A 14,637-nucleotide genomic window follows, 5' to 3' on the forward strand; every position below is an offset into this window, starting at 1 on the left:
CATCGACAAAACCAAGAACGATTAAGTACTGTCGTTTAGTTGTTAGGAAGACAATCCCGTTGGGGTAAAAACGGTGTCTGCTCGAATTGAGAGTAATGCTGTCCGTAAAATACAACCGGGATTCTAACTAAACAGAGAACTAATCACCGAGAAAACATACCTAAAGCATAACACATGGAGATCAAAAAAAGTGGCGCCGCGCTCTCGAAAATCGTACAGATCGGCGAGAAACTCAAAAAACTGACTGCCGAAACTGGACAGGAATACCTCCCTTTGAACCGTGGGGTTAATGCCGTAGTCAACATTGATCTGTCTGAGGTTGTCAAGAATATTGACTTCAACTCGAATGACATTCAGGTTTATCCTCCGGGACCTGGTTTTCCTGCATTGCGTCAAGCCATCAACGAAGAGTATTTCGGGGGTAAATCGTCGCCCGATAATATTCTGATCTCGGCTGGCGGTATGAATGCCTTGGACCTGGTGGTACAAGCGGTCGGCATGGGGAAACTCTACCTGCCGGTCTACTATTGGGGATGTTATTTCCAAATGCTTACCGTTCGTGGAGTAGGAAGTGCCGAATACATGGCACAAAGCGATCTCGAGAACATGATTCCCGAACTTCAAGGCAATGCGGTCTTGATCTGCGATCCGGGTAATCCGCTGGGCGAAAAGTATGACGATGATCAACAATTCGCTTTGATTAAAAAGTTGAATGATGCAGGCGTCGTGGTCTTCTTCGACAGTCCTTACCGCCGAATCTTCTACGACCGTACCGACAATTACTACCAGCGTCTGATGGCCCTCGAGAATGTAGTTATCACGGAAAGTTTCAGCAAGTCGGTTGGTTTGAGTGGTCAGCGTTTGGGCTTCATCCACACTACCAATAAGGAGTTGCACGATGAGCTTGAGATTCGTCTGATGTACTGCACAAATGGGGTCAACGCGTTTGCACAACAACTGGTTCTCCGCCTGCTGACGGCGCCTGAAGGTATTAAAGCAGCCAACGACTTTAAAGCTGCAACTTCGCGTGACATCGCCTTGAACATCGAGTACCTGAAACAGCGTGGTCTGTTGGCCGAAGAGTACTATCATGCCAGCACCCCGACCGGTATTTTCGTTGTTGTAAATCGTACGGAGGAAGAGTTGCTGGCCCACCACATCGGTAGCGTATCTCTTTCTTTCTTCACCAAGAGCCAAAAAGAAAAAGCTTCGAAGTTCGCGCGTATCTGTGTATCGGCGCCTCATCAGAAGTTTGTCAAATACTTCGATCAGGTTCAATAACCTCCTTCACAGAACAAATAAAAGCGTTGTAATTGTTGCAGACTGGCTGGGCGATATTTATATCGTCCAGCCAGTCTTATTTTAGAAAAGTTAGACGATTCTCTCTAACTCATAAATACTTATCGCAGAACAACTTTGGGAAAAGTAATTAGCAGGATAATATCTCCTTGAACCAGCAATTCACTATAGGATTATTTTTTTTAAGCTCTTACATAAGTTATCAGAATGAATACCATAATGTTTTAAATCACAGTCTTCATTATCAATGAGTCAATGAAAATTATACAATTGTCATCGCAACTTAAGTGTATCTCGTATAAACGCGATCTCGAGCGTGCTCTCCCATAACAATCCATAATTATCCAGTTCTTGGTAGAGTATTTGGCATCTCATCCTATCAATCGATTTTTACAGCAGAAATCCACGTAACGCACTAATAATTAATTGAATAAATGTTGTTTTTGTGCCTTACAGACAGAGGCGGTGACAGTTACGGCCATGGGTGGTCGTAAACAGAACCGTGCGCTGGGTTATGCTACCTCTACGGTAAAGGGTGACGAACTGGCTCGTACCAACACGCTGAGCCCCGCCAACGCCCTTCAGGGTAAGGTAGCCGGTGTGCGTATTTCGACCGGTGGTGCCGGTGGTATTACGACCGCTCCGAGCGTGACGATCCGTGGTAACAAGTCGCTGAACAAGAACAACTCTCCGATCTATGTAATCGACGGTATCGTGATGCAGTACGATCAGCAAGGTGCCGGTGGTTACTTCTCTGTAAGCGAAAGCACCATGTACGGTAACCAGTTGAAGAACCTGAACCCGGACGACTACGAATCAGTAACCGTTCTGAAAGGTGCAGCCGCAACTTCGCTGTACGGTTCTCGTGGTGCCAACGGTGCTATCGTGATCACCACCAAGAGCGGTAAAGCCCGCAAAGGTATCGGTGTGGAAGTAAACTACTCTCACGAATGGGGTACCATCTACGATCCTTCACTGCCGTTGCAGAACGAATACGGTATGGGTCGTTACAACAACGGTTATGAAGGCGACATGATTCCTGGTATTGGTTCTACCGCCACTGCTTATACTGCCGGTTCTTGGGGTCCCTCTTTTGAATCGATGAAAGGCCAGCAGGTTTATCAATACTACAAGTATTTTGAAGATGAAGGTATTGAGAACCCTGCAGAAGATTTCGTAGCCTATCCGGACAACTGGAAAGCCATGTACCAGAACAGTAACTACGACAACGTAACTGTAGCACTGACCGGTGGTTCGGAAAAAGCAACCTATCGTCTCTCTTACGGTTATACGAACGGCGACGGTAACATGAAGAACAACAACTTCAACCGTCACTCGATCAACTTCACCACCAACGGTAAGATCAACGACGTCTTCTCGACCAACCTGAACATCCAGTACTCGAACTCGAATACCCTGAATGCAAACAACTACACTGGTTTTGCAATGATTACGAACTACTATGCCAACCGTAATACGGACCTGGCGTGGTATCGCGATCACTACATTGCTCCGGACGGCAAGTCGTATATCGGAGGTCTTTCTGGTAACTTCTCTTCCTTCAACTCGTTGCTTACTGATCAAGTTGAAAAAAACATTAACCGCAACGAACAGACCATCATTGCTCAGTTGGGTATCAACGCTCAGTTCACCGATTGGTTGGATGCCAGTGTCAGCCTGACCTACAATAACTGGCAGATCTTTACCGAAGAAAAGCAAACCGGTTATCTTACTTCAGGTAAATATGCCATCAGTGGCAGCACCTCATCGTCATACGACGGTACCGCTCAGATCCACGGTAACAAACGTTTCCTGGATGACAACCTCGGTCTGGATGCCCGCGTCTTCGCTCAGTTGTATGGTAACGCCGTAGGCGCTTCTTATAACAAGAGCACTCGTGGTGGTCTGATCACCCCCGGTCTGTTCACCTTCGCCAACTCGAAGGAACCGATTACCCAGTCTGAAATGGGCGTTGGCAAATCGAACCGTAACTCGATGACCCTCGGTGTCGGTGCAGCAGTCAACCTTGACTGGAAAGACCAGGTCTTCCTGGAAGTAACTGCCCGTAACGACTGGCTGAGCTCGCTGCTCTATCCGACTTGGATCCCCTACGGTCAGAACAACTACTCGGTATTCTATCCTTCGGTGAACCTGTCGTGGGTATTCTCGGATACCTTCCAGATCAACTCGGATGTTCTCTCGTTCGGTAAACTGCGTGCTTCGTTCGCACAGGTAGGTATGGGTACCGGCGCTTACTCGACCGCCAGCGGGGCCGGTGGCTTTGGTGTAGGTTCCATGTACGGTCCGACCAACACCGCATTGCTGAGCGCAAGCTTCAACAACGGAACTCTTCCGAACTACGACCTGAAACCTGAAGTACAGAGTTCATGGGAATTCGGTGCCGACCTCCGCTTCCTGAACGGTGCGATCGGTGTCGACGTAGCTTACTACAAAACCAACACCCGTAACCAGATCCTTTCGCTGAGCGCCGTATCGGAATCTGGCGTAGGTTCGCAGTTGGTTAACGCCGGTAACATCCAGAACCAGGGTTGGGAAATCCAACTTGACTTCGCTCCGATCCGTACCCGTACCGTAACCTGGAACATCGGTGCCAACTGGAGCCGCAACCGCGGTAAGATTATTGAACTGGCCAACAATGTCGACTACTACACGGTAACCGGTTATGCATGGGACGGTTCGATGACCCCGGGTGTTTATGCCTTCGAAGGCGGTGAATATGGTGTCTTCTGCTCCGGTAACGGTTATGGTTTCCTGGATCCGATCGCTAAATATTATAACGCCAACGATCCGAAAGATTACCGCAATGGTATGAAGTACATCCACATTGCTGGTAAAGTTGGTGAATCCACCGTTCCGGGTACCCAGTTCCCGACCAACATGTACTACGACTATGTCGGTGCCAGCAACATTACCGGTTACTTCGGTTCAGAAGCCTCGTACTGGGGTGGCAAGGAAAATCGTACCGAAATTCTGGGTTATGTAGAACCCGACTTCGACTTCGGTTTCAACACCAACGTAATGGTTAACCTGCCGAACAACAGCGGTTCGATCGACTTCTACGCTCAGATCGACGGTCGCTCGGGTGGTGACCTGGCCATCGGTAACAAATACTACTACGACGGTAACGGTAATGCCGAATACACCCTGTACGGCCGTGACAAAGAACACGGCGGTGTAAATCGTATCAACTACAAAGGCGAAACCGTATGCAACGGTGTCGTTCCGGAAGACGTGGTATTCTACACCGGTTCGACCGTAACGAGCATGAAGACCGGTGAAGAGGTTGACCTCTCTGGTATGACCTTCCGTGAAGCTTACGAAGCCGGTCACATCCAGCCGATCCTCGCTTCGGCTTGGGGACAGTATGCAGTAGGCTGGCCCGAACAGCAGATGGCAAAACAGAGCTACGTAGCCCTTCGTGAGTTGACCCTGGGTTACAACTTCCCGGAAAAATGGATCAAACACGTAGGTCTGCAGTCGGCTCGTCTGGCTTTCACCGCACGTAACCTCTGCTACATCTACAACGGTACCGGTATCGGTGTGAACCCGGATGGCAACCTGTCGAACAACTCGCTGACTCCGTACAACTACGCTACCACTCCGTTCATGCGTAACTTCTCGTTCTCGCTGAATCTGAGATTCTAATTCAATCACAAGAAAAAGACAGCATATGAAACTAACAAAATATATCATCGGCGGTTTGGCAGCTCTGGCCCTTGTCGGTTGTAAAGACAAGATGCGCGAGTTGAACACCAACCCCGACACGATCGGGAGTACCGATCCGCGATACCTGTTCCTGGGTGCGATGAGCGACCTCGACTACGATTCGCGTGGCGCGGCGACTCAAAAATGGCAAACGGCTATCAACATGCAGTATTTTGTGCATCAAGATGGAGCCGGGAATGGAACGTATTGTAACGACCAGGCCATGAGTTGGTCGGGTATTCCTGCTACGGGCTACCACTATGACTGGTACAAAAGCAGAGGTTACCGACTGGTATCGATCATGAACTACATTGACGACAACCTGGATGAGACCGAAGCTCTGAAATATCAGGATCTTCGTGCCATCTGCGGTATCGTGAAGATCTACGAATCGTTCCGTATCTTCCAGAACTACGGTGCCAACGTCTATTCGCAGGCTTTCAAAGGGATCACCGAAGGTATCACTCTTCCGGAGTATGACATCTTCAACAACGAGACCTACGAAGCTATGGATGATGAACTGGCCAGCTACATCGCCGTTCTGGAACAACCGGCCAATGAAGGTACTGCAGACTTGGGCATGTATGACCCGATCTACGGTTATGAACTTCCGGAAGGTGCTCCGGCTGCTAAAGTGGCTCCGGCTGTTCGTGGTAATTATACTGAGCAGCGTACCCTGTGGAAGAAGTTTGCCAACTCGTACCGTCTCTACATGGCCTGGATCATGAAGAATGCCGATCAGGCTCGTTTCGACAAAGTGCTGGCTGAAACCAGCGCTTCGGGGCGTTTCGAAACTGCTGAAGACGGTGCATTCGTTTATCTGAATGGCCCGTCGAGCAGCGGTGGTGTTTACCAGTCTGCCGAAAGTACTGACATCAGTTGGCGTTATGCAGTAACGGATAACTTTATCAGCTATCTGAAAAATCTGGACGACCCACGTCTGCCGCTGCTGGCTCGTGCCAACAACCTGTTCGAAGACAACAGCGCGCTGCAATGGATCAAAGCTTACTATCCGGACTCGCTGGAAAAACGCATGGTTTATGACAGCGAGACCAAGACCTGGAGTCTGCAAAGCTGGAATGGCGTATTTGATTTCTGGACAAATCCGATGCTGGCTTACCAGGGTCAGTCGGCCAACCCGTACGATGCCGACAAAACCAATGCCGGTAAATTGTGGGGCCAGCTCTACTTTACGTTCCGCTTCTACGCTCCTGGCTACAAACCCGGAGATGAAGAGCACAACAAGACGCTCTTCCCGTGGACGGTAACCAACCCGAACGACCCGACTGATACCTACACCATCGTGTCCAGAGCCGATACATCGTTCCAAATCGAGGTATGCTGCCGTCCGCAAGGACGTTATTACAAATCGGCCGGTGGTGACTACGGTTCGAATAATGACGGTCTTAACGGTTTTGACGGTACTTCTGATGACCGCTGGAGTCTGTACTTCCGTAACCCGATTTACACCTATCCGGAATACTGCTTCATGATGGCTTACCTGACCCTCGACGGGGTTAACACCGGTAAATCGGCCGATGAATGGTATAACAATGGTGTAACTTCTGCTATGGAAGAACTGCAGGGTACTGCAATTCGCAGCAACATCCAGGTTGCGACGAATCTGGAACATACCCACACTGACGATCGATATGGTTTGCGCTACATCAACCCGGAAATCAAAGGTATCAATGATAACGGCGTGTACAGCATTACCGACAAGATCGCTCCTTATGTAAGCAGCGTAGCCCTGTCCACCTTCTCTGGTGTTGAAGCTCAGAAAGCTGCCGTTGTGGGCCAGATGTGGATCTACGGTTATACCGACCCGGTTAAAGTATGGGACTGGTGGCGTATCACCGGTTATCCGACCATCAAACACATCGAGTCTCCGGCCGATCGTCCCTCCGACCGTCTGCCCTACTGGATGGAGCCCCATGCTAGTGATGACAACGAAACTGTCCTCGAGTGGCCGCGTCGTGCATCGCTGCCGCAGCCTGACGCTGCCAATAACGACAACTACAATGCTACCCGCGATGAGTTGATGAAACAACCCAACTACGGTACCACCTACGGTGACAACTCCGGACGTATCTACTGGGATACTCAGGGCTTGTAGTAGTATCTTCCTTGTTAGTAGAATCCTGTCAGGAACTTTCCTGGCAGGATTCTATCTGCTTAATTCTTCTAACTTCTTCTCGGTGTTAGTATTCTTCTGAGGAAAAGAAGTTCATATTAGCCTCCATGTAAAGATCCAGGTCCAAGATATTTGCATAGGAGGCTTCTCTATTTAAAAATGTTATAGTGATGCTGCACTGAGGCTACTAGATAGTCGCATGTGTTTTCGAAAATGTAACTAGAAGTTCCGAGTTGAAAGTTAGCCTACACAGATATACTGGCTCGATGAACAATTGATACAGCAGGTCCCGTCTATGGGAAGAATATATAATTGCAGTACTTATGTAGAGAAGGATCCTGCCCGAAAATTTTCGGGCAGGATTCTTCTCATTTAAAACTCTACTTATGAGTCGTTTGACTACAAGCCTTGAGTATTCCAGAAAATACGACCGGCATTATCATTAGTCGTACCATAGTTGGCTTGTTTAAGCAACTCATTGCGAGCTGCGTTGTAGTTATTGTTGTTGGCAGCCTCAGGCTGCGGCAGCGAACCACGACGCGGAAATTCGAGAGCAGTTTCGTAGTCTGCATTTACGTGGGGTTCCACCCAGTAGGGCAGATGGTCGGTGGGGCGATCAGCCGGAGTTTCGACTTCCACGATCTTCGGGTAACCTCTAATGTATTTCGAGCCCGATAAGTCGACAAAACATTTCCGGGGTTTTTAAATGTCTCGCCGCGCGCTGTTCCGGGGCAGAGATTAACGCCAAAAGCAAGAGCCGGGAGAATGTACGTTTTCTCCCGGCTCTTGCTTTTAAAACGGTTATTTTCGTGGGTCCTGCGATGCGCTGATTTAGTGTTTCACGTCGAGGAATTCCATATTCTTCTCTTCGTACTCTTTCAGCTCGCGTTCGAGGCTCTGGCTGTAGAGTTTCATGGCGCGGCGGCTCATACCCATGCTCGAGAAACCACCGTCGTGGAACAGGTTCTGCATGGTTACTTTCTTGGTGAGGTCGCTGAAGAGGGTCAGCACGTAGTTGGCGCAGTCGAGTGCCGTAGCGTTGCCCAGCGGCGACATGCGTTGCGCGAAGTCCATCAGGTGATCGAGCCCCATCACACCGCTACCGGCCGTGGTAGGCGTCGGCGACTGCGACACGGTGTTGACGCGGATTTTCTTTTCGCGGCCGTAGATGTAACCGAACGAGCGGGCAATCGATTCGAGCAGCGCTTTGGCATCGGCCATGTCGTTGTAGCCGTAGAGGGTGCGCTGCGCAGCGATGTAGGAGAGGGCCACGATCGAGCCCCATTCGTTCAGGGCGTCTTTTTTACGTGCCACCTGCATCACTTTGTGGAACGAAATGGCCGAAATATCGAGGGTCTTCATCAGGAAACCATAGTCGAGGTCGTCATAGGTACGTCCCTTACGCACGTTGGGCGACATACCGATCGAGTGCAGGATGAAGTCGAACTTCCCGCCAAAGTGTTCCATGGTTTTGTCGATCAGATTTTCCAGGTCTTCGACGCTGGTAGCATCGGCCGGAACAAATATGGTGTTGAGTTTCTCGGCGAGTTCAGCCGTTCCGCCCATACGAGCAGCCATTGCGGTATTGGTCAAAACGATTTCGGCTCCCTCTTCGACGGCACGTTCAGCCACTTGCCAGGCGATCGATTTTTCGTTCAGGGCTCCGAAGATCAGTCCTTTTTTCCCTTTCAGAAGATTGTAAGACATGCTGTTTTGGTTTTATAAATTTTTTGCAAAGGTAGTGATTTTCCCGAGATTTCAGCAACTTGTGTGCCATTGTCCTTCGGAGCCAACGTGGGACGATGGACATTTAAGGCCGCTTGTCGAATACAGTAGCGACGTATGTTCGTAAAAAACATAGTCTTCCCTATCAGATGTAAAAACCCCGCTCTGTGGTTTTTCAGAGGAAAACGGCAGAGCGGGGAAAAATTACAACCCCTCATTCTATGGGGAATATCATTGAGTGAGACTTCTCAATAAACAGCAGGATTCTGCCCGGAACATCCGAGCAGAACCCTGTTTCATCGAAGTACGTGAACGATTACAACCCTTGGGTATCCCAGTAGATACGTCCGGAGTTGTCGTTGTAGGTGGTACCGTAGTTTGCCTGCTTCATCAACTCATCGCGAGCGGCGTTGTAGTTAGCGTTGTTGGCAGCTTCGGGCTGCGGAAGAGCGCTACGACGCGGGAACTCGAGAACTTTTTCATAATCCGCGTTGGCGTGGGGTTCCACCCAGTAGGGCAGACGGTCGGTGGGACGATCAGCCGGGGTTTCGACTTCCACGATTTTCGGGTAGCCGGTGACACGCCACCAGTCCCACATCTTAACCGGATCCAGATAGCTGTAGATCCACATCTGACCTACGACAGCAGCTTTCTGATCCGAGAAGTTCGACAGAGCTACGCTGTTAACATACGAGCCAATCTTATCCGTGATGCTATACACACCATTGTCGTTGATGCCGACAATTTCCGGGTTGATGTATTGCAGGCCGTAGGTCTCATCTTCGTGGGTATGGATCAGATTGGTAGCCACCTGAATATTGCTGGTGATAGCCGTATTCTGCAGTTCTTCCATTGCGGAGGTCACTGCGGTGTTGTACCATTCGTCAGCCGATTTTCCGGTGTTAACCCCGTCGAGAGACAGGTAAGCCATCATGAAACAGTACTCCGGATAGGTGTAGAGCGGACGACGGAAGTAGAGAGTAAAGCGGTCGGCGTCGGTACCGTCGAAACCGTTACGTCCCTGACCGTCATACGAACCGTACTGACCACCGGCCGACAGGAAGTAACGACCTTGCGGACGGCTGCCGATCTCGATCGAGAACGAGGTGTCTGCGCGAGTCTCAATGGTGTAGGTGTCAGTCGGATCGTTCGGGTTGGTTACCGTCCACGGGAAGAGCGTCTTGTTGTGTTCTTCATCTCCCTTAATATAACCAGGAGCATAGAACGTGAAGGTAAAGGTGCTCTGACCCCAGAATTTACCGGCATTGGTTTTGTCAGCGTCATACGGGTTGGCCGACTGGCCCTGGTAAGCCAGCATCGGATCAGTCCAGAAATCAAATACACCATTCCAGCTTTGCAGGCTCCAGGTTTTGGTTTTGTCGTTGTAAACCATGTGCTGTTCCAGCGAGTCCGGATAGTATTTTTTGATCCATTCCAGAGCCGTATTGGCTTCGTAGAGGTTGTTGGCACGGGCCAGCAGCGGCAGACGCGGGTCATTCAGCTGTTTCAGGTACCATACGAAGTTATCCGATACCGAATACAAGGTGCTGATGTCGGCATTTTCAGCGGCTGCATACGTACCACTGCTGTTGGAACCGTTGCTCGGGCCGTTCAGGTAGGTGTATGCACCATCGGAAGCGCTTTCGAAACGTCCCGAAGCGCTGGTTTCAGCCAGCACCTTGTCGAAGCGTGCCTGATCGGCATTCTTCATGATCCAGGCCATGTAGAGGCGGTACGAGTTGGCAAACTTCTTCCACAGCGTGCGCTGTTCGTCATAATTGCCGCGCGACACGTGTGCCATTGCAGCTTGTGCTGCGCCTTCCGGAAGTACATAGCCGTAAATCGGGTCATATACTCCCAGATCACATTGGCCGCTGTTCTGCTGTTCCAGTACGGCGATGTAGCCGGCCAGTTCATCGTCTAGAGCTTCGTAGGTCTCGTTGCTGAAGATGTCATACTCCGGCAGGGTGATACCGTCGGTGATAGCCTTGAAGGCCTGCGAATAGACGTTAGCACCATAGTTCTGGAACACGCGGAACGCTTCGTAAACTTTCACAATACCGCAGATAGCACGAAGGTCCTGATACTTCTGAGCGGCAGCTTCGTCCAGGTTGTCGTCGATGTAGTTCATGATCGACACCATGGAGTAGCCTTTGCTTTTGTACCAACTGTAGTAATAATCGATCATGGGCAGAGATGACCATTTCATGGCCTGATCGTCACAGTAGGTACCGTCACCGGCTCCCGTGTAATACACGAAGTACTGCATGTTGACCCCCGAAGACCATCTTACTTGACCTGCACCGCGCGAATCAAAATCGAGATTACTCATGGCGGACAGGAACATATATTCGGGGTTGGTATCCCCGATCGTATCGGGGTTGGTGTTCAGCTCACGCATCTTGTCCTGACAACCGACAAGGGCCAGCGCTGCCAAACCGCCGAGGATATATTTTGTTAGTTTCATATGCTGTCTTTTTCTTGTGATTGAATTAGAATCTCAGATTCAGCGAGAACGAGAAGTTACGCATGAACGGAGTGGTAGCGTAGTTGTACGGAGTCAGCGAGTTGTTCGACAGGTTGCCGTCCGGGTTCACACCGATACCGGTACCGTTGTAGATGTAGCAGAGGTTACGTGCGGTGAAGGCCAGACGGGCCGACTGCAGACCTACGTGTTTGATCCATTTTTCCGGGAAGTTGTAACCCAGGGTCAACTCACGCAGTGCTACGTAGCTCTGTTTTGCCATCTGCTGTTCGGGCCAACCGGTTGCGTAACCGTTCCAAGTCGAAGCAAGGATCGGCTGGATGTGACCGGCTTCGTAAGCTTCACGGAAGGTCATACCGGAGAGGTCAACCTCTTCACCGGTCTTCATGCTCGTTACGGTCGAACCGGTGTAGAATACCACGTCTTCCGGAACAATACCGTTGTAGACGGTTTCGCCTTTGTAGTTCACACGGGCAACACCGCCGTGTTCTTTGTCACGACCGTACAGAGTGTATTCGGCACTACCGCGACCGTCGAAGTAGTATTTGTTACCGATGGCCAGGTCACCACCCGAACGACCGTCGATCTGAGCGTAGAAGTCGATCGAACCACTGTTGTTCGGCAGGTTAACCATTACGTTGGTGTTGAAACCGAAGTCGAAGTCAGGTTCTACGTGACCCAGAATTTCGGTACGGTATTCTTTGCCACCCCAGTACGAAGCTTCTTCACCGAAGTAACCGGTAATGTTGCCTGCACTTACATAGTCGTAAACCATGTTGGTCGGGAAGTCGGTACCCGGAACGGTGGTTTCACCATATTTACCGGCAATGGAGATGTACTTCATACCGTTGCGGTAGTCATTCGGGTCGTTGACGTTGTTATATTTGGCAATCGGAGTCAGATAGCCATAACCGTTACCGGAGCAGAAGACACCGTATTCACCGCCTACGAAGGCATAAACACCCGGGGTCATCGAACCGTCCCATGCATAACCGGTGATGGTGTAGTAGTCGATGTTGTTGGCCAGTTCCTTGATCTTACCACGGTTGCGGCTCCAGTTGGCACCGATGTTCCAGGTTACGGTACGGGTGCGGATCGGAGCGAAGTCAAGTTGGATTTCCCAACCCTGGTTCTGGATGTTACCGGCGTTGATCAGCTGCGAGCTTACACCCGATTCCGATACGGCGCTCAGCGAGAGAATCTGGTTGCGGGTGTTGGTCTTGTAGTAGGCTACATCGACACCGATCGCACCGTTCAGGAAACGAAGGTCGGCACCGAATTCCCAAGAACTCTGAATTTCAGGTTTCAGGTCGTAGTTCGGGAGAGTACCGTTGTTGAAACCAGCGGTAGTCAACGCAGTGTTTGACGGGCTGTATACAGTTCCGATGCTGAAGCCACCGGCACCGTTGGCGGTCTGGTAAGCCGAAGTACCCATACCTACCTGAGCGAACGAAGCACGCAGTTTACCGAACGAGAGAACGTCGGGGTTGATCTGGAAGGTATCCGAGAATACCCACGACAGGTTCACCGAAGGATAGAATACCGAGTAGTTGTTCTGACCGTAGGGAATCCAGGTCGGATAGAGCAGCGAGCTCAACCAGTCGTTACGGGCGGTGAATTCCAGGAAGACCTGGTCTTTCCAGTCAAGGTTGATGGCACCACCGACACCGAGGGTCATCGAGTTACGGTTCGATTTACCAACGCCCATTTCAGATTGCGTGATCGGATCTTTCGAGTTGGCAAAGGAGAAAACGCCCGGTACGACCAGACCATTTTTCGTACTCTTATTGTAAGATGCACCTACGGCATTACCATACAACTGAGCAAAAACACGTACGTCCAAGCCGAGGTTGTCGTCCAGGAAACGTTTGTTACCGTGGATCTGAGCGGTACCATCGTACGACGAAGAGGTGCTGCCGCTGATGGCGTATTGACCCGTTTTCAGGTAACCGGCATTCTTGGTTTCGGTGAAGATCTGCCAGTTGTTGTAAGTTACGCTGACGCTGGCGTCCAACCAATCGGTGAACTGGGCGTTCAAGCCCAACTGGGTGATCAAGGTCTGTTCATTACGGTTTACGTTATTCTCAGCAATGTTCTGAAGTAACGAGTTGTACGTATTAAAGTACGAGTTCGTTACACCGCCGATAAACGATCTGCCGTCTTCCGAAATGTAATGATCTTTATACCACTCCAAGTCCGTATTACGGTTGGTGTAGTAGTTCGTAATCATGCTGAAGCCGGTATAGTTGTTGGCATTCAGGGTATTCGAGTTCGAGTACTGAAGGTTCAAGTTTGCCGAGAAGACGTCGTTGATCTTACCGTTGGTGGTGAAGTTGATCGAGTGGCGGTTGAAGTTGTTGTTCGGCATGTTACCGTCACCGTTCGTATAACCGTACGACAGACGGTAGGTTGCTTTTTCCGAACCCCCGGTCAGTGCTACGCTCACGTTGTCGTAGTTACTGTTCTGGTACATGGCTTTCCAGTTGTTCGGATAGGCAACGAAATCTTCCAGCGGGTTTTCAATACCACCTTCTTTATAGTATTTGTAGTATTGATAGATTTGCTGGCCTTTCATCGATTCAAAAGAGGGACCCCAGGATACGGAAGTGTAGGAAGTAGCGGTAGAGCTGACGCCGGGCATCAGGTCACCTTCGTAACCGTTACCGTATGAACCCATACCATATGTATTCTGAAGAGGGAGCGAGTTTTCATAAATGACACCCCATTCGTGCGAGTAGTTCACTTCCACACCGATACCTTTGCGGGCCTTACCGCTCTTGGTGGTGATCACGATGGCACCGTTGGCACCACGAGAACCGTACAGCGAAGTTGCGGCTGCACCTTTCAGTACGGTTACTGATTCGTAGTCGTCCGGGTTCAGGTTCTTCAACTGGTTACCGTACATGGTACCAGACTCAACAGTCCAATAATTACCAGAGGATTGTTGGTCGTACTGCATCACGATACCGTCGATCACATAGATCGGAGAGTTGTTCTTGCTCAGCGACTTGTTACCACGGATCGTTACGCTCGGGGCAGTCGTTACACCACCGGCACCACCGGTCGAAATACGCACACCGGCTACCTTACCCTGGAGGGCGTTGGCAGGGCTCAGCGTGTTGGTACGAGCCAATTCGTCACCCTTTACCGTAGAGGTAGCATAACCCAGCGCACGGTTCTGTTTACGACCACCCATGGCCGTAACTGTCACCGCCTCTGTCTGTAAGGCATCGGGTATGTGGGCTTATATGTAAGGTAAGGTGTTAAT

At 50.3% G+C, this 14,637-nt stretch carries 7 protein-coding genes; 3 read left to right on the forward strand and 4 right to left on the reverse strand.

Annotated features, from left to right (window positions below; translation table 11 throughout):
• The first annotated feature begins 174 nt into the window (after window positions 1-174).
• The 3 genes from BQ5379_RS08685 to BQ5379_RS08695 all read left to right on the forward strand — a co-directional run bounded on the left by BQ5379_RS08685 (window position 175) and on the right by BQ5379_RS08695 (window position 7,141).
• A complete protein-coding gene (locus BQ5379_RS08685; RefSeq protein ID WP_071135069.1) occupies window positions 175-1,281 on the forward strand; it encodes a pyridoxal phosphate-dependent aminotransferase in 1,107 nt (368 codons plus the stop codon).
• Window positions 1,282-1,779: 498 nt separating this feature from the next.
• Entirely contained in the window at window positions 1,780-4,965 is a 3,186-nt protein-coding gene (locus tag BQ5379_RS08690) for a SusC/RagA family TonB-linked outer membrane protein (RefSeq protein WP_071135070.1), read from the forward strand.
• A 25-nt stretch (window positions 4,966-4,990) separates the two neighbouring features.
• Window positions 4,991-7,141: a SusD/RagB family nutrient-binding outer membrane lipoprotein gene (locus BQ5379_RS08695; RefSeq protein WP_071135071.1), complete on the forward strand. Its 2,151-nt coding sequence runs from the start codon at window positions 4,991-4,993 to the stop codon at window positions 7,139-7,141.
• A 417-nt stretch (window positions 7,142-7,558) separates the two neighbouring features.
• On the opposite strand, the gene BQ5379_RS08700 is transcribed toward BQ5379_RS08695, so the two are convergent.
• From BQ5379_RS08700 to BQ5379_RS08715, 4 genes are all read right to left on the reverse strand, one after another.
• A complete protein-coding gene (locus BQ5379_RS08700; protein WP_071135072.1) occupies window positions 7,559-7,798 on the reverse strand; it encodes a hypothetical protein in 240 nt (79 codons plus the stop codon).
• A 192-nt stretch (window positions 7,799-7,990) separates the two neighbouring features.
• Window positions 7,991-8,866: an enoyl-ACP reductase FabI gene (locus BQ5379_RS08705; protein WP_071135073.1), complete on the reverse strand. Its 876-nt coding sequence runs from the start codon at window positions 8,864-8,866 to the stop codon at window positions 7,991-7,993.
• Window positions 8,867-9,200: 334 nt separating this feature from the next.
• The gene (locus BQ5379_RS08710; protein ID WP_071135074.1) at window positions 9,201-11,351 is read right to left on the reverse strand and encodes a SusD/RagB family nutrient-binding outer membrane lipoprotein; all 2,151 of its coding nucleotides are present in this window, start codon (window positions 11,349-11,351) and stop codon (window positions 9,201-9,203) included.
• A 25-nt stretch (window positions 11,352-11,376) separates the two neighbouring features.
• Window positions 11,377-14,607 carry a SusC/RagA family TonB-linked outer membrane protein gene (locus BQ5379_RS08715; RefSeq protein ID WP_262493674.1) on the reverse strand — a complete coding sequence of 1,077 codons (3,231 nt, stop codon included), beginning with the start codon at window positions 14,605-14,607 and terminating at the stop codon, window positions 11,377-11,379.
• Window positions 14,608-14,637 lie beyond the last annotated feature (30 nt).

The sequence above is a fragment of the Millionella massiliensis genome (assembly GCF_900104655.1).
GTDB lineage: Bacteria > Bacteroidota > Bacteroidia > Bacteroidales > Rikenellaceae > Rikenella > Rikenella massiliensis.